We start from the raw sequence: 18251 nt of genomic DNA, 5'->3' as shown, positions 1-18251 counted from the left end.
CTTAATAGGTGTAAATTGTATTACCTTTGCAGTCGAAATACAGCAGATCGGTTTGTCGCTGGCCATCTTGCAAAGGATGGAAAGAGGAAAGTCCGGGCAACACAGAGCATCATACTTCCTAACGGGAAGCTGTTCGCGAGGGCAGAGTAAGGTAACAGAAAATAACCGCTTCGATTTATCGGAGTAAGGGTGAAAAGGTGAGGTAAGAGCTCACCGGTCCTTGTAGCAATACCGGGAGCCGTACTACTTATGAGTTGCAAGACCATGTATACCGACGCATGTAGGGCTGCTCGCCCGATGTCGGGGGGTAGGTCGCTAGAGCCTGTTGGCAACAGCAGGAGTAGACAAATGACAAGCACTTCGTTTTACGAGGCACAGAACCCGGCTTACAGATCGGCTGTATTTTATTTATCAACCTCACTACTTTTGCTCTCTATTCTGTACCATCTACTGTCGGAAAGCAATTTACATTCAATCGTCTTCGAGCATTGATTTTATTTCAGCTTCTATTTTCGGGTATTTTTCACCCATAGAAAACAATAATGCCTTGATTTCATCGTACCTCTCAGCACATTCTCTTATTTCGGCTTTCCCTTTTTTACTATCGTTCCAAATAAAGAAGATAAATACTAATACAATACAGATAATAACTCCTCCAACTACAAGAAAGAAAACAACATCAGATTTAAGCTCTTGAACTTCACGATCTTTTTTTGCTAAATGGAAACTCTTGTCTGCCTCTAACAAGGCCGGAACATTTTTTTCTTTTTCAATCTGCTCTTTAGTGTTTTTTTCTAATTCACTATACTCTAAGGCTTGTTTGTAATCGCCTATCTGCTTATAATATTCAGCTAGAGCAGCATATATTTCTTTGATTGTGTAACTGTAGCTTATATTGGGAAGGCCTAATATAACTAAATCAGCATATTGTTTGGCTAATTTATTGTCTTGTTTTTTGTTGTATATATTGAGTAAGTAAAGATTTATTTGTGTAATCTCTGACTCACTGGAAGTATTCATTGCTAATGCCGAATGAAAAAACTCAATAGACTTTTCATATTCACTCATTCCATAACAAGTTAATCCCAAATTATGGTAGAGTTGTCTTTCTTCTTTTTTATGATCTGTTTGTTTGGCAAGGTTTAATCCTTTTTGAAAGTATACATAAGCACTATCTAACTTATTATTACCTTCATAACTACGACCTATATCTGTCAAAATTTCGATCTTTCTTTGGCTGACATTTTCTAATTTATCATAATACGGAAAAGCTCTTTTATAATTACTAATAGCACTATCCAAAAGGTGACCTTGATAATAAATATATGCGATATTATTAAAACTTTTACCCGCTAAAAGATAATTGCTTGATTTGTCAGCTGCGTCAGCACCGTACATAAAAGATCCTAAGGATTGAGGCAACTTATTATTTACATAAAATACCCATCCTGCGTAGTAATTAGCAAGAGCTGAGTTTTTATAATCCTTTGTGTCATTAAAATAGTTTTGCGCCTCAAATATCAAGGTATCTGATGTTATATCAGATTTCGTTTCCTTTTTTGCCCCTACATAGGTTACTATATATTGCATGTAACTGCGCTTGTCCATCTTCTCAGGGTTTTGAATGGATGCTAATAAATTAAGGGTAATTTCAGGCTTACCAATAACCAAGTTATTTTCAGCTTGTTTAAGTAATTTTTCTTGCGAGTTATCTTTTTGACATGAGAACAATAATGTCCCTGTCACCATTAAAAATAAATATTTAAGTAGTAGTTTCATTAATGGGTGTTTGATGTGTAAAGATTCCATTGGTGCCTGTTAGACTATTCTTCTGCCTTTAATATAATATCAGAAGCAAGAATCTCTTCACTATTTGAGGGTGTTGGGGTAGACTTCACTATAGAATTAGCATCCTGCATCCCACCACCAGTACCTCCGCCGACACCCATTTCATCCTTTTCGCAGGAAGTAAATAACAATGTCGTACAGCTAATTGCAATCAGTAAAAATTTAGTTTTCATTATTTATTGTATTGTATGTGTGTGAAAATTGAAGTAATTAGATTATTAATCTTATTGAATTTGGTTTACAAAAAAGAGTAAGCTATTCGTCAGTCTTTAAAATACTATCAGTAGCAAGAACCTCTTCACTATTTGAGGGTGCTGGGGTAGACTTCACTATAGAATTAGCATCCTGCATGCCACCACCACCCGTACTTCCTCCGACACCCATTTCTTCCTTTTCACAGGAAGTAAATAACAATGTCATACAGCTAATTGCAATCAGTAAAAATTTAGTTTTCATTATTTTATTGTATTGTGTGTTTAAAAAATTCAGATTACAAGGCCAATTTTAATTAAAAGATTTCTCTTTAGTATCAAAATTAACATCAACATGGTCATCATTAATCGTAGATACAGAGTTGTTTCCTGATTTGAAAGAATTCGCCATTACGCCACTACCCGTCCCTCCTTTTGCACCGGAAGAAAACAACAATGGAGTAAAGATCCTAATTACCGTCAAAAGGTTTCTCATTGTATTGTTTATTACATTTATTCGCAAAAATATGATAATTTCTCAAACGATATTTATCAAAACAGCTCATTATGTTTTCAATAGTGAATTAGTGAGATTTTAATGATTTTATATTTTCATAAAGGAGAAAAATAAGATTAAAATAAATAATTCGTCTAATATTAAGTTCACAGAACTATTACTTAAAGAAATAGAAGAAAAGGTCTGAAAACTACTTTCAATAATTTCGGTGTTGTATAAAGGAAATACTAAGTCAACCACCTATAAAACAAGCAAATAGATTATACACGACCGAGTATCAAAGAACAATTTACCTTCAACGGATGTTTTTGATAAGTATATTAATAAGGCAACATACCAAACAGAATTTCAGTTATTAATAGGTTTATCTATCCATTGAGAATACTAACTGTTGATGCAAAGAATAAAAAGAACAGTATAAAAGTGTTACTTTTGTTACTTTTGTAACCTTTTTTATGCTTACGTATTGATTTACAAAAGTTTAATAAAAACAACAAAAGTAACACTAGCCATACTAAACTGTCACCTTTGTGCACTTTACTGAGTATTTTTGGTAACTAATGTCACCTTATTGTATAACCAAGTAATATCAGATATTTATTGCCATATTCTAGAGGTATAGCTACTTTTGCTTTTTACTAACCTGAGTATAGAAAAGGTTTAAAAAACTTGGGATGAATTACTTAAATTTGAAAGAAAAAAAATGATTGATAAAGTAACAAAATTTATACAACGACTACTCCATTTTCTATCTATTGGAATCTGGAGGATAGATACTAACGGATTGGGAAGACTCCGGGCTATATCATACAATAGTATCAAATCGTTTGTTCTGACCTATCGAAATCTAAACTGGTCACTGGTTAATACACGAGCTTCGGCACTCACATACAGCACTCTTTTATCGATTGTTCCGCTACTTGCGGTATTATTTGCCATCGCAAGAGGCTTTGGATTTCAGAATATCCTTCAAAGCCAATTGTTCGGTTATTTTCAGGGACAGGAACAGGCTCTTTCGACAGCGATGCGATTTATCGATAAATCACTGGAATATGCTCAAGGTGGAGTTTTTCTGGGTGTAGGTCTTGTGCTGTTACTCTACACTGCTTTAAATCTGGTTTCGAATATTGAAGACAACTTTAATTCTACCTGGGGAATCAAAAATGGCAGATCGTATTATCGTCAATTTACCGATTATACCGGGCTGCTTCTTGTTGCACCTGTACTTTTAGTTTGTAATGCCGGTTTTTCTATCATATTAAATTCATCGCTGGAGACTCACATCATTGGAGTATTTATAAATCCTTTCATCAAGGTATTGCCGTTTATCCTGACTATACTTCTGTTCACTTTTGTGTATGCTTACATTCCTAATACTAAGGTGAAAATTAGCAGTGCAATTTTTGCAGGTATCATTGCCGGTGTGGCTTTTCAGATTTTCCAACAAATATATATCAGCGGACAGTTATGGATATCTAAATACAATACCATTTACGGTAGTTTCGCTGCACTTCCTTTGTTGTTATTATGGCTGCAAATATCATGGCTGATTGTTTTAATAGGTGTAGAGCTATCTTTTTCTCATCAGAATATTGCTAAATTTAATTTCGAGAAAGAAACCAAAGATATTACCCGTAGATACAAAGACTTTATCATATTACTGATTTCAACGCTTATAGTAAAGCGTTTCGAGGAAGGCGAAAAGCCTTATACGGCAAATGAGATATCCGAAAAGTATAAAATACCAACCCGTCTTACCAGCGATATTATTTACCTATTACTTGATCTGAATATTATCGTTGAAACACCATCGGAGAAAGACATGGTGCCGGCATATATACCTGCTCTTGACATTAACAAAATATCGGTAAGTTATCTATTCCATAAGGTTGACAGTTTTGGTTCGGAAGATTTCAATATAGATATTACAGACGAGTTTACGGATGAATGGAATGTTATCAATGATATCAGGAATACTATTCATGAAAAAGAAAAGAATACGCTGATAAAAGATCTGTAAATGAAATCAAACAGCCTGAGAATCCATTGTCTGATCCATGTCTGCTTCGAAGGAATCGGACATATTGAATTATGGGCCAATAAACATAAACATCACTTAAGCTATACATACCTTTTCGAGGAAGCAAATTTTCCGAATCAGGATGAGTTTGATATGCTGATTATAATGGGAGGCCCCATGAATATCTACGAAGAAGGTATTTATTCTTGGTTAGTGACAGAGAAGAGATTCATTAAGGAAACAATAGAATCGAATAAAGCGGTAATTGGTTTTTGTTTAGGTTCTCAACTTATAGCCGATGTATTGGGTGGAAAAGTCACAACAAATAATTATAAAGAGATAGGCTGGTTGCCCATTCGATGGACTGATGCCGCTAAAGAAATTCCAATTTTAGAGAAAGATGCTCTTGCCCCTTTGGTATTTCACTGGCATGGAGATACATTCAGCATTCCTCCGGATAGTATCAGGTTAGCATCTAGTACAGGGTGCCTTAATCAGGCATTTTTATATAATGAAAAAGTATTAGGCTTGCAGTTTCACCTAGAAGTTACCACTGATTCTTTAGAGGAGATGCTTATAAATGGAGCCGAAGAATTAATAGAGGGCAAGTATATACAATCAGCACAGCATATAAAAGATTGTAGCAGTGATTTCATTCCGCAATGCAATCATTTACTTGAAGAGATTCTTGATTGGTTAAGTTCTAAACAAAAAGAGCAAAGAGCCGATTTCAACGACTCTCTGCTCTCTTTATAAGGGAATATATATCTTATTTAAAATATTTCGATTTTACCGTCTTTATTACAGCCATAAGGTCATTGTCACCCAAGTTTGCTTCCATAGCGTCTTGATAGATATTCTTCATCGCATTGGAAGTTTCGGTATTTAACCCTTCTGCCTTTGCCAAACGTATATCTTTATCCATATGTTTAAGCGGAAAAGCCGCCGGGTAGTTATCTTGTATAATGGAAGGTGTTTTCATCTTTGACATAGGGCTACCACAAGCACTTTCATTGACAATAAACATCATTGTTTCTTTATCAATACCATTCTTCTCAGCAAAAAGGACAGTTTCGGCTAATCCCTCAATAACGACAGACATATAATAGTTAATCGCTAATTTAGCTTTGGCTCCCTGCCCTACTTCTCCCAGATATAAGGATAGTTTACCTAGCTTTTCAAAATAAGTTGTAGCGAATTCATAGTCGGGTTCTCTACCGGCCGCTAATATGATAAGCGTTCCGTCTATAGCAGGCTTTACACTTCCTGAGACGGGAGCTTCCAAATAATAACCTCCTTTTGATTCTATTTCTGCTGCTAATCGCTTCGTTAGTTCTGAAGAAATGGTGCTCATATTGATAAAGAGCTTCTCCGAAACAGAACCTTTCAATAAATCAGCATATACTGAGGATACAGCCGAATCATCCGATAACATTGTGAAAATAACATTCGAATTATCCCGAACATCATCTAAAGATGTGTAAGGTTTAGCTCCGGCATCGGTCAGTGGTTTCAGTTTTTCAACTGAACGATTATACACTGCTATATCAAATCCTGCTTTCAGGAGATTTGAAGCCATTGGGGTTCCCATGTGTCCCAATCCTATCCAAGAGATTTTAGGTGTTGTCATATTATAAAGCTTATTTATTTTTCCAAGTATATATTAAAACATCACCAGGGGCTATACTCACATTGTTCTTTTTTTTCGAAACAGAAATAATAGAACCATTATTTAGAATCCTCTTTACAGATGATGTTCTTAGCTGAACTGCGACATCTATTGCTTTCTCAAAATCTTTATTTACAATTACGACATATAAATCATCATTATTATTCAATTGAGAAACAATGACATTTGCACCATTAGTATCCAATATTTTAAAAATACTAGGTAAAACCTTTAGCTCTTTTGTTCCTTCAGGAATTTCTCTTCCCATATGCTCAACAGAAATAACTTTTGAATTGTAAAATACTTTCATCAAGCTATTTATTTCCTCATTAATTTCTTTTACATAATAATATACATTTGTTTTTTTCTTTGTTATATTATCAATAGGCCCGTTTCTAAATTTTGTATTAGGATTTGTATCTCTCCCTGATTGAGTCCAATAATTAAAATATTGAATACCTTGTGCTCCATATGCTAAATTACTAAACACCTGAACCCTTAATTGTCCAAGAGTCGGAACTGGATAAATTGCATGAGCAGTAGCAAGAGCAAATCCCCAAAACGGAATTTGTGCTTTTCCGGCTTTTTCAGCTATAATTTCAAGGTTCTGATACCAATTTTTTCTTAAAAACAATTTCCCATTACCATCAGGAATTACAGGATAATGATCAAATGAAAGGAGCTTAGGCTTAAACATTGCAATAAACTGATCAAGATAGTCGCTATACGAAGCAGCCCCAAGAATATCTGCCGGAGCAAATATTGGATTAAGATTAACATAACAAAAATGTTTATTATCACCACTTTCTATCCGAGCCGCCAATTGTGTAAGATAAGGAAAATTATTTGTAAGAGGTTCGTCTTTTAAGAAATATCCTAATGTTGCAGGATCATTGCCAAATTGCTCTGCAATTGCCTTAGGTCTAGCACTAGCATCTAAGAGTTCTGGGCACAGAAGAAGCATCTTAATTCCAACCTCATTAGCAATTTGCATGGCTTTAGTTAAAGAATCCCTATTCGCATAGTAAGTTAAGTTACAATTAAAACCACAATCTTTCAATTCTTGAAAACGTTTAACCGTTGTTTCCTCAGGAGCAACACCTGTCCAAGCAACAATTGTAATTTTATCATCTACAAGTTTTACTTGAGATAACATGGAAAATATAGGTATGAAGCAAAATATTAGCACTATTATCTTTTTCATTTAATCTCCAATTAAATTATTGCTTCTGTTTATAAATCAAATCATACTCAGAAACCATACGATCTGATGTGAAATTAGTAAGGACATAATTATGTCCCACAACTCCCATTTGATTTCTTAGAGACTTATTTTCTATCAATGTTAGAATATTATTAGCTAAAGAGACTGAATCCCGAGGATCACATAAAAATCCTGTTTCATTATCAATTACCACTTCCGGAATACCTTCTACATTTGTAGCTACAACAGGCAGATTATAATAACCTGCCTCTAAAAAGATCAGACCAAACGATTCATATATTGATGACATTGCAAAAATATTATGCGTTTGATAATATTTCGCAACATCAGTTTGCCATCCAACCAATTTTATATTAGAAGATAAACTATTTTCATTAATAAAGTCAAGGCATTCTTGATACTTCTCTCCATCTCCAACAATAGTGAAAAGTGCTGATGAATGCTTTTCACATACTATTTTCGCTGCAGCCAAAAGACTCAATGGATCTTTTTGATTATCCAATCTCCCTGTATAAAGAATTTTAATGGGAATTTCATTACGCGTCAATAGGTTTTCGTCACTTTGTAATGGGAATTTTTTAAAGTCAAGACCATTATATATGGTTAATGTTTTTTTTGCAAACCTCTTAAAATATTTACCATAATATTTATTAACTAAAATAATTTTATCACAGAAGATAGACGAAAACATCTCACATAACCAATAAAATTGCCATACAGGAAATTTTACATATTCATGGAATGCAATACCATGGACTGTATGGATAACTAATGGGACTTTAGCAAACCAAGCTCCAATACGACCTATAATTCCAGGCTTTGTTGAATGTGTATGTACGATATCAAACTTTTCTCTTCGACACAATTTATATATCTCATAAGTCGCAGGTATATCTTTAAGTCCAATATTGCGTTTAAGGTTAGACGAAAAGATGACTTTTACTCCTACCTTTTCGAACTCTTCAATACATTGATGGATATCTCCTTGATCAGTCTTATCACTAAATAATATCCACTTTTCGTACTCAAGATTAGATAGCCCTTTAAATATTTCAAGAGATATTGTTTGTACTCCTGAGAGTTTAGGCAAAACCTGTATATGTAAGATTTTCTTTTTTTGCATCTCTAATTTTTATTTATCCTTAATCTAATAGTCACAATGGCCCAAACTAGACGAAAACGATAACTTAGTTTAAACCATAATGGATTACTACTTTTATTTCCACTTGGCGATACATTGTTATCATGTCTGCGGTAAAGCAATAATGGCTCGTTAATTAAAGTCATATCATACCCTCTAAAATAAGCATTATAAGCTATCCAATGATCGTGACTGATAGGGTTTTGAGGAAATGGTAATGACCATTTTAAAACAGTCTGAGTAAAAGCCATAGAAGCCCCCTGAATAAAACATCTCAAGACAATTCGAGAAAAAGTATTCGCTGGTTTTACAAAGGAAAAATAAGAGTCTAACAGAACATTGTGATTATTATCTATTAAGGTATTATTATGCTGAATATGTATTGCACCATCACTGAATGCCTGCATCATTCTCTCAACTTTATGAGGCAACCAGATATCATCCTGGTCAGATAAAAATATATAATCACCAGTAGCATGCTTTAATGCATTTTCGATATTGCGATACACATAATATATATTTTTATAAGGGCCTTTATAAGAATTATTAATCTTTTCATGAATAAATATCTTAATCCGATCATCATGGTATGATTCAATTATAGAGATCGTATCATCTGTCGAACGATCATCTGATATTATAATTTCGTCATTTTCTGATAACTGGATTAGAATCGAATCTAACTGCTCCTTTATATATTTACTACCATTATAAGTAGGAATACAAACTGATATCATAGATAATGTTTAAAAAATATATTTAAAAAATTTATTCTTTTAGTTTTCAAAATAAGACCACACATACGTCTAAAAACGATATAAGCAAGATTCATTTTCTCTTGTAATGTATCCGTCTCAAACATCTTAGCTCCTTGACAATATAGAACAAAACGGGTTAATAACTTATCAACATCTGTATCATGGCTTGAAAAGTCTTGTGTTGCAATACAATCTATAATAAAAAACCTGTCATAATATTTCCGATATCTTTTTATAAACTGAAAATCAGCAAAATCTAATCGAACATTTTCATTATAACCTCCACTTATCCAAAAGGCATCAACATTTATCAATAATCCGCTATTTACCAGTTTATAGTCACAAATATTATATATTCCCGACTTCAAATATAGTCCATTACGTCTTGGATGTTTTTCTAAAATTGGAGAAAAGAATGATTTATCAGACAACTGAAGAACAGGCGCAAATAGCATTATATCGGAATGCCGATTAATTGCATCTTTATATTTTAGAATTGTATCTACAGGAAACTCCGTATCCTGATCTAGCAATAGTAGCCAATCATATCTATTATCTCTAGCATATGCAGCTGCAGTATTATACGCCATAGATATACCGCCATTATAAGTATCATGTACATACACATAATCCTTAAAGTCTGTCTTTTTATGCATTGGCTGAGGTGAGTTATCATATATAAAATAATCAAGATCATCACCACCTTTCAATAAAGACGTATAAGATGCAGACACCTCCAGGGGGCTTTTATATAATACAATTACTGCTAATATCTTCATATTATTTTTCTGAACAATTAATTATTAACAAGAAGTTCTCCATAAAATACCGAAATATAAAATAATAATAATCCAATAGATATAACTACAGAGATCGGAATAACTTTGGGTTTAGCAATATAGTATAACAAAGGGAACAAAATAATTTCAACTATTCCGAACAATTCACTTATACGAAAGCCAATAACTGGCATAGTTGCAAAAACAGGAAAGGCAAAGATCGACAAAGCAAATATTTTGATCAAGAGCGTTGCATATTGGTTCTTCTTTTGAAGTAAGTCTATTTTCCATAATAGAATATAAAATATCATAATCTTAACAAGGAATACGTAATTAAATACATTAATCTGATTTTGTTCGCCCATAGCCAACATCTCTTGGTACAAATTAATTTTCGCTTGTATTGCAGGAATAGGAATAGCGACAGAAACCAGATTTATTTTAGTAAAATAGATAAAATATGCAACAGGCACAGATAAATACAGGAATATTTTTCGAGGCTTATTAGTTAAAAACCATAAAGGTAAAATAACCAATGATGAATAATGGAAAAAGAACGCACACAAAAAGAAAGTTAAGAACAATTTCCAATTTCTATCATATATTGGTTTTATACAAAGTAAAAGAAAACCAGACGCAACACCAGCCCGCATCTGGATTAACTCATGCAATATATAAAAATTAGAGACATATATAATTAAGGATAGAAACCATAGTTCGGTTAATTGCTTTATTGAAATTAGCTTTAAGAAAACACCTATTGCTCCATAAATAATGAATAATCCTAATATATTTCCAAAAATAAAATCTACAAATCTAGATATTAAGAAAAACGAAACTTCAAGTGCCCCAATATCTCCTGCTACGGCATAATGATAGCCATTTACATAATTCTGGTAATCAGACCAGCCTTCTCTAATCCCTGCAGCAAAACTTAAACATAATCCCAAAAAAACAAATATAAAATACCTCAACGAATAATCCTTTGGGGTATAAAATGAGAGAAAAATTAAGAATATGAATACAAATATTAAAAACGCTATCAATGTCTAATTTTTTAATTGAACAATTTAGATTTAAATAAAGATATAATTATTTGATTTCTATAAATCCTTAATTTATAAACTATTTTTTGTTTCAAAGACATTACATGTTGTTTATAAAAGAAACCTGGATGATTACGGGTATCTTGCCCTTGAGGCAATAACAAATCTGGCTTGAAATGAGACTTCCAAAAAACATAACCAAGACAATGTTGATCTCTTCTCGAAAGAGTCATATATGCAGTCCACCAAGCTTCTGATATATTAATAACCCTCCTATCGTTATGTTGACGAAATAGTAATCCATTCTCATATAATCCAAAAGCATTGGGATAACCGTCTTTTTTAAGAAAATGATATTGGGCTGATAAAATTTTTATTTTATCTTTTGCAAGCTCCGCACATCTGATAATTTCATCGTAGATACAATTAATAAACGTATGCTCGATCTGTGCCCAAACACTACCATGCTCAATTAGTTCAAGTACACGATCTCGCAAAAAGCCATCCGTAATGATTATATTAGCATCAATATAAATACTATAATCATAGTCTGATAAAACTTTATGAGGATTAATCTTAACATAACGAGACAAACGAGTTTTATCTTCACATTCAAAAGGTATGGCCCTAACCTGCCATACACCTATATGAGATTTACTAACGTTATCAGAGTAACAAATATAATCAAAATCATCATATATAATCTCTGGCTGAGAAAGATTGTCGTAATTACCAACCAAACATGTATATATTACTTTTTTATTCATCTTATATATAATTTGTTTACAATCTACTTTATTGTTTTAATCTAAAAACAGAAATTTTCAAATTTTCAACATTGCATAGGTATATCTTTCCTTCATTATCAACTCCCAAAGGAAATAGTTGTGTGTAAATTATTCTAGCTGGGATTTTATATAATTCATATACTATCGGTAATCTATTTTTGATAATAATACCATAAGTTCTACAATAATTATCATAAATACCCCCTTCATTATTCGAGCTCATTACTACCATTTGGGTATTTTTATCCAGTTGGTAATTTGTTGTACACCATAATGCACTGTTAGTTAATGGAAATCGTACTAGTTTATCTTCAATCAGAATTCCATCCCGTACATCTTCCTTAGATAGCCTTGTTAAAAATTGTGGAGCATCACTGTCTGTATTCCAAAACACATCAGTAGGCGTAAAAATAAAAGATAACGATCTCCAAAGTTGAGATCCTCCTCCAAGTATATGAAAATTATCTCCATCATCAGTTGATCTAAGAATCATCGACTCGTTATCTGCATCACCAGTACCAACATAGATATCTCCTGTATATGGATCTTTATCAATAACATGAATATGACGAATTCGGATACAAGAAGTATCGGGTATAGATTCAGTAGAGGAATAGAAAGTATATTTTTTCTGCAACTTCTTAGAATCGAAATCATAAGAATAAATATGATGTCTAAGTCTTTCCTTTCCTGGACTATACTCAATAAATAATAAACGTTTTTTATCTCCAACAATAACCATTGAAGATTTTATTCCCCGCTTATCTGAATATATTCTTCTCCAGTTTTTCAAATCTTGGCTAACATATATTTCTCCCATGGTACGGTATGCATATAGATTACCGTCTGCAATCAACTCCGTATATAAAGGATAATTATAAGGTAAATCAGCGCAGAAAGTTTTGTTAGACATGTTTCCAACAGAATAGTACAGTTTAGATTGATCTAAAAAAAATGTAGTATCACCTTTTGTTAGAAGAATTCTATATTTACAATCAGAATCTAATAACTCTAAACTATATTTATCTTCAATCCAAAATTTAACCTTCACCTTCACCTCATGTCCATTAATCTTAAGGAGATAGTTTTGCTTTTGTTTTATCTTTGACAAATCCTTAACAAACAGCTTTCCTTTATATAAGCCAAATAAGTCCGTTTTTTCTGAAAATGCACATTTCAGACCTAAATCAGATGAGTATTTAGATAAATCAATAGAATCATTAGTAAACATTTCTATATCTGGAGTTTCATAATACTCAGAAGTTTTTTTGTCCTCACAACCATATAGACTAAATATAATAATAAAAATGAATAGATAATAAGGTTTCATAAATATATGGATTGCTAATTTTTAAATTTACTTAATAGAAATCATAACCTTGAAGAATATTCTTCCAATACTCCTTTCACATCAAAAATCACATTATTTGATTTAAGTAATTGCTTAATATCCAGTTTTTCAAATTCATTATGTGCAACTGCTAGAATAACAGCATCAAATTCTTGTTGTGGTAATTTATTATCCACTTTTTCACCATACTCTTCAAATACCTTTTCTGATTCAGCCCAGGGATCATAAACTTGAACATTGATATTATAAGTTTTTAATGTCTTAATTACATCAATAACTTTCGTATTTCTTACATCTGGACAATTTTCCTTAAAGGTAAATCCAAGTATAAGAATATTAGAATTCAGCACCTGAATACCTTTTTTTAGCATTAACTTAATCACTTCCATAGCAACATATTCCCCCATGCTGTCATTCATACGACGTCCCGCTAGGATAATTTCCGGATTATATCCAAAACGTTGTGCACATTGAGCTAAATAATAAGGATCTACTCCAATACAATGACCACCAACCAAACCAGGTTTAAACGGAAGGAAATTCCATTTAGAGGCAGCGGCATCCAATACATCTTGAGTATCAATACCCATTCTTGTAAATATTTTAGATAGTTCATTTACAAAAGCAATATTAATATCTCGTTGAGAGTTCTCAATAACTTTAGCAGCCTCTGCAACTTTAATACTTGGAGCTAAATGGGTTCCAGCTATAATAACAGATGAGTAAATGTTATCGACCTTCTTTCCTACTTCTTTAGTTGATCCAGATGTAACTTTTTTTATTTTTTCAACTGTATGCTCTTTATCTCCCGGATTTATACGTTCTGGTGAATAACCTGCAAAAAAGTCTCTATTAAAAACTAATCCCGAGATCTTCTCTACGACAGGTATACACTCATCTTCTGTTACACCTGGATATACAGTTGATTCATAAACAACTATATCTCCTTTTTTTATAACCCTACCGACAGTTTCACTAGCCTTATATAAAGGAGTCAAGTCCGGATTATTATTTTGATCAACCGGAGTAGGAACGGTAACTACATAAAAGTTGCAGTTTTTTATTTGATTAATATCTGAAGTACATATAAAACCATTTTTTATAGCCTGCTTAAGTAAATCATCCGAAACTTCCAGAGTATCATCATGTCCATTCATCAACGTATCAACCCTTGACTTATTAATATCAAAACCAACTGTTTTATATTTAGTTGAAAATAGTCTTGCTAGAGGTAAACCGACATAGCCTAGACCAATAACTGCGATAGAAATATCTGTATTCATTATTTAAATGTTATATTATAATTTTCTCATTAAATATTTTCCCAATACCACTTAATTGCCTCTTCCAGTCCTTTTCTTAAACTATACTCGGGGTTATATCCCAACAAATTCTTAGCTTTATCTATGCTAGCTAAGGAATGAGGAATATCTCCTGCCCGATTTGAACCATATTTTATATCGACATTCCCTATTTCCGGATCAAATTCAGCCAAAATCTCTTTTAAAGAATGTACTAATTGATTTAGAGTAGTACGCTCTCCATAAGCAGTATTATATACTGTATTAAGAGCATCACTATTAGACGTTGTCATCGCAAGAATATTCATCTGAATAACATTATCAACATATGTAAAATCTCGAGAATATTCCCCATCACCATTAATAACAGGAGATTCATGATTCATGAATTGTTTAACAAAAAGCGGGATAACTGCTGCATATGCTCCGTTTGGATCTTGTCTACGTCCAAAAACATTAAAGTAACGCAGTCCAATACACTCAAGACCATACGTCTTTGAAAAAACATCAGCATAAAGTTCATTTACATATTTGGTTATTGCATATGGAGACAGAGGTTTGCCAATAACATCTTCGACTTTAGGTAAAGTTTTAGAGTCACCATAAGTAGATGAACTCGCAGCATAAATAAAACGCTTTACTTTAGCATCGCGACTAGCAACAAGCATATTAAGAAAACCTCCGACATTTACACTATTTGACATTATAGGATCTTTTATCGACCTAGGAACAGAACCTAAAGCTGCTTCATGAAGAACATAATCAACTCCATCAACAGCTTTCTGACAATCTTCAATATTTCTAATATCTCCAACTATCAACTCAAAATTAGGGTTAGCTAATAGCGATTCTATATTTTTAAAATGCCCTGTTGCAAAATTATCTAAGCAACGAACTTTATAATTTCTTCTTAATAGTTCTTCGCTCAAATTAGAACCAATAAAACCGGCTCCACCGGTAACCAGAATTTTATGCATTATATTTATATTTTAAATATTTAATATCAGTAAATAAACAGAACAAAACATCTCGCTAATGAAACGTTTTGTTCTAATTAATATTGCATGTATTGCTATCCTTTATTTAATATTTCGTGATTTTTCAACCTTAAATATTGTATTCCTCCTAATACTAGAAAGACTGAAAATAAACTAATCCTTATAAACAAAGAAGGCTCCCAATACATAGTCATCAAAACTAACACAAGTGCTGTAACTATAAAAATCACAAAAATTATTTTTGAAAATCCAATGTAATATAGTCGTTCTGAAATCCACCATGACATCACAATAAGAAATATATTCGTAAATACCATAGACCAAACAACTCCTTCTAATCCAGTTAGAGGAGTAAAATAATACAATAATACGAAATTTATGATAGCTGTGATGACATAAGTATAACTAATATACAATGTTCTCTTTGTTATTCTAGGTCCCATATCAATATATTCTTTTACTATAAATAAAGAGAGGTATAGACTAAGGCCTCCAACTAAACGATATGCCTCGAAAAACTCAGCAGAAGCAATGATAATAAGGATTTCTTTAGCAAATAGAGACATGAAAGCAACTACAATCCCAACTCCCAAACATACATATGTAAAAAAACTTTTAAAAAGTTCTTTATGATTAGGCTCTTTCAGCTTTTCATAGAAAAAAGGAAACCAGGACATAATAAATGCTGCCTGCAAAATAGAAATGGCAGATGCACATTTTAGAGCAACAGAATATATACCTATTGCTGAAATAGATAAAACCCCCAACATTACAAAGCGATTGAGATATGAACTTGCCACACTACCTAAACGTGCTGGAAATTGAGGCAATGCAAAGGCAAGCATTTTCTTTAAAAAATTAATATTAAAAGAATAAGAATAAAAGTGCCTCAAATAGATAAATTGTATAATCACTAAAACAAGATATCCTAAACCTTGCCCATAAAAAACAGCTAATACCCCTACATCAATATGTATAAAATATAGCGTAGAAAGAGCCGTTACTATAACTTGTAATAACGTAATACCTGCAAAAAACAGAGGCTTTTTCATGTATCTTATTATAATAAAAGACACAACCGAAATTGTTGTCAAAGGAATTGTTATTGCAGCAACAATAAGACTAGAAGCATACGCTTCGGTATCAAAACACAATAGAGATATTCCAGAGGCAAACAATTGAATTATAACAGTTAATAATAAAGATATAACAGAGGTGAAAATAAGAATTGTAGAAGCTATAGTTTTTCTATCTTTTTCCTCCACCTCATAATAATACCTCTGTAGAGACGTTTCTAGCTGTAATGTACCGAAAACCATTACTATCGTAATTATCGTCTGTATCATATCTATTACTCCATAGTCTGCATTCGAATAATATCGAGTATAGATAGGTAATAATAGAACACCTATAAACTTGCTTAAAGCTGAAGTTAGCCCGTAAGAAAAAAACGATATAAGTAACTCTTTTTTCATCTACTTATATATTCTCACTCCAAACAACACGCTTAATATAATCTGTGTAAGATATAATAATTCGTACAACCTTATCTGAGACATTAGGCATACTATAGTCAGAAACGAGACGGAAATTTCGCTCCGTTCCTACCTGTTGAGATTGTAGCTGTATTAATCCTTGCAATACTCTAATCTTGTTTAGCCCTACCATCATAACCGAAGCTTCTTCCATTGCTTCAGGACGCTCATGTGCCTCACGAATATTCAATGCTCTAAAATTAAGTATTGAGGATTCCTCACTAATAGTACCACTATCAGACAAAACCGCTTTTGAATGCATTTGTAGGGCAATGTAATCACTTAACCCCATTGGCTTCATTAACTTCACGTTGGGATGAAATTTTATATCATGTTTTTCAATCATATTGCGTGTACGAGGATGAGTCGAAACTATCACTGGCAAATCATAATTTTCAGCAATTGTATTTAATATATCAACCAAGTTATGGAAATTATGTAAAGATGCAATATTTTCTTCTCTATGTGCCGAAACAACAAAATATCTTCCTTCAGCAAGATTTAAGCTATTTAAAATAGTAGACTTCTCTATTTTAGGTAATTGTCGAGTAAGCACTTCGTACATTGGGCTTCCTGTTTTTATTACTCTATCCGGACGTAAGCCCTCCGCTAATAAATACTCTCGGGCAATATCACTATATGTTAAGTTAATATCAGAAGTATGATCAACAATCTTTCGATTTGTCTCTTCTGGAACTCTTTGATCAAAGCAACGGTTTCCTGCCTCCATATGGAAGATTGGAATATGTCTTTTCTTTGCTGCAATAGCACAAAGACATGAATTTGTATCTCCAAGTACCAGAAATGCTTCAGGCTCTTCTTTCTCTAAAACTGAGTCAATATTTATTAATATTTGACCTGCGGTCTCGGTCGCATTTTTTCCTGCAGCATTCAAGAAATAATCTGGTTTGCGAAGTTCCAGATCTTCAAAAAAAACCTCATTCAATTCATAATCATAATTCTGTCCGGTATGCACCAATATATGTTCAATTGCTTCAGATTCATCTAATTTTTTAAGGACACATGCCAAACGTATGATTTCTGGGCGTGTTCCTACTACCGTCATTACTTTTAACTTCTTCAT

General features: G+C 32.7%; 18 protein-coding genes and 1 other RNA gene. 3 read left to right on the top strand and 16 right to left on the bottom strand.

The genetic code is table 11. The features are described from left to right. The first annotated feature begins 39 nt into the window (after positions 1–39). Positions 40–405, top strand: an RNA gene (gene rnpB / locus G7051_RS07425) — RNase P RNA component class A. Positions 406–471: 66 nt separating this feature from the next. On the opposite strand, the gene G7051_RS07420 is transcribed toward rnpB, so the two are convergent. The 4 genes from G7051_RS07420 to G7051_RS07405 form a co-directional block, all read right to left on the bottom strand. After that, positions 472–1779, bottom strand: a complete 1308-nt coding sequence (locus G7051_RS07420) for a tetratricopeptide repeat protein (protein ID WP_166199261.1) — start codon at positions 1777–1779, stop codon at positions 472–474. A gap of 44 nt (positions 1780–1823) precedes the next feature. Continuing rightward, complete coding sequence (locus G7051_RS07415) at positions 1824–2021, bottom strand: hypothetical protein (protein ID WP_166113235.1); 198 nt, start codon at positions 2019–2021, stop codon at positions 1824–1826. Positions 2022–2103: 82 nt separating this feature from the next. Further along, positions 2104–2268 (bottom strand): hypothetical protein, encoded by a 165-nt coding sequence (locus tag G7051_RS07410; RefSeq protein ID WP_166199260.1) that lies wholly within the window; start codon positions 2266–2268, stop codon positions 2104–2106. An 84-nt stretch (positions 2269–2352) separates the two neighbouring features. Continuing rightward, positions 2353–2535 carry a hypothetical protein gene (locus G7051_RS07405; RefSeq protein ID WP_166199259.1) on the bottom strand — a complete coding sequence of 61 codons (183 nt, stop codon included), beginning with the start codon at positions 2533–2535 and terminating at the stop codon, positions 2353–2355. A 724-nt stretch (positions 2536–3259) separates the two neighbouring features. On the opposite strand from G7051_RS07405, the gene G7051_RS07400 reads away from it, so the two are divergent. Further along, a complete protein-coding gene (locus G7051_RS07400; RefSeq protein WP_166199258.1) occupies positions 3260–4576 on the top strand; it encodes a YihY/virulence factor BrkB family protein in 1317 nt (438 codons plus the stop codon). Beyond that, entirely contained in the window at positions 4577–5332 is a 756-nt protein-coding gene (locus G7051_RS07395) for a type 1 glutamine amidotransferase (protein ID WP_166199257.1), read from the top strand. It begins immediately after the preceding gene. A 13-nt stretch (positions 5333–5345) separates the two neighbouring features. On the opposite strand, the gene G7051_RS07390 is transcribed toward G7051_RS07395, so the two are convergent. From G7051_RS07390 to wecB, 12 genes are all read right to left on the bottom strand, one after another. Next, entirely contained in the window at positions 5346–6206 is an 861-nt protein-coding gene (locus G7051_RS07390; RefSeq protein WP_166199256.1) for an NAD(P)-dependent oxidoreductase, read from the bottom strand. 10 nt (positions 6207–6216) lie between these two features. Beyond that, positions 6217–7449 carry a beta-galactosidase gene (locus G7051_RS07385; RefSeq protein ID WP_166199255.1) on the bottom strand — a complete coding sequence of 411 codons (1233 nt, stop codon included), beginning with the start codon at positions 7447–7449 and terminating at the stop codon, positions 6217–6219. Positions 7450–7465: 16 nt separating this feature from the next. Beyond that, the gene (locus G7051_RS07380) at positions 7466–8593 is read right to left on the bottom strand and encodes a glycosyltransferase family 4 protein (RefSeq protein WP_166199254.1); all 1128 of its coding nucleotides are present in this window, start codon (positions 8591–8593) and stop codon (positions 7466–7468) included. Positions 8594–8595: 2 nt separating this feature from the next. Continuing rightward, positions 8596–9348 (bottom strand): glycosyltransferase, encoded by a 753-nt coding sequence (locus G7051_RS07375; RefSeq protein WP_166199253.1) that lies wholly within the window; start codon positions 9346–9348, stop codon positions 8596–8598. Further along, on the bottom strand, positions 9345–10148 hold the full coding sequence (locus G7051_RS07370; protein WP_166199252.1) for a glycosyltransferase: 804 nt from the start codon (positions 10146–10148) through the stop codon (positions 9345–9347). The genes G7051_RS07375 and G7051_RS07370 overlap by 4 nt, the downstream gene beginning before the upstream one ends. A 17-nt stretch (positions 10149–10165) precedes the next feature. Continuing rightward, entirely contained in the window at positions 10166–11098 is a 933-nt protein-coding gene (locus G7051_RS07365) for an EpsG family protein (RefSeq protein ID WP_166199251.1), read from the bottom strand. A gap of 107 nt (positions 11099–11205) precedes the next feature. Beyond that, positions 11206–11961, bottom strand: a complete 756-nt coding sequence (locus G7051_RS07360; RefSeq protein WP_166199250.1) for a glycosyltransferase domain-containing protein — start codon at positions 11959–11961, stop codon at positions 11206–11208. Positions 11962–11989: 28 nt separating this feature from the next. Next, positions 11990–13312 carry a hypothetical protein gene (locus G7051_RS07355; protein WP_166199249.1) on the bottom strand — a complete coding sequence of 441 codons (1323 nt, stop codon included), beginning with the start codon at positions 13310–13312 and terminating at the stop codon, positions 11990–11992. Positions 13313–13353: 41 nt separating this feature from the next. After that, the gene (locus tag G7051_RS07350; RefSeq protein WP_166199248.1) at positions 13354–14616 is read right to left on the bottom strand and encodes a nucleotide sugar dehydrogenase; all 1263 of its coding nucleotides are present in this window, start codon (positions 14614–14616) and stop codon (positions 13354–13356) included. A gap of 29 nt (positions 14617–14645) precedes the next feature. Continuing rightward, positions 14646–15611 carry an SDR family oxidoreductase gene (locus G7051_RS07345; protein WP_166199247.1) on the bottom strand — a complete coding sequence of 322 codons (966 nt, stop codon included), beginning with the start codon at positions 15609–15611 and terminating at the stop codon, positions 14646–14648. 95 nt (positions 15612–15706) lie between these two features. Next, entirely contained in the window at positions 15707–17107 is a 1401-nt protein-coding gene (locus G7051_RS07340) for a lipopolysaccharide biosynthesis protein (RefSeq protein ID WP_166199246.1), read from the bottom strand. 4 nt (positions 17108–17111) lie between these two features. Continuing rightward, a complete protein-coding gene (gene wecB / locus G7051_RS07335; RefSeq protein ID WP_166199245.1) occupies positions 17112–18251 on the bottom strand; it encodes a non-hydrolyzing UDP-N-acetylglucosamine 2-epimerase in 1140 nt (379 codons plus the stop codon).

It is taken from the genome of Dysgonomonas sp. HDW5B, from assembly GCF_011299335.1.
Lineage (GTDB): Bacteria > Bacteroidota > Bacteroidia > Bacteroidales > Dysgonomonadaceae > Dysgonomonas_A.
This window is presented reverse-complemented; position numbering and strand designations above follow the sequence as displayed.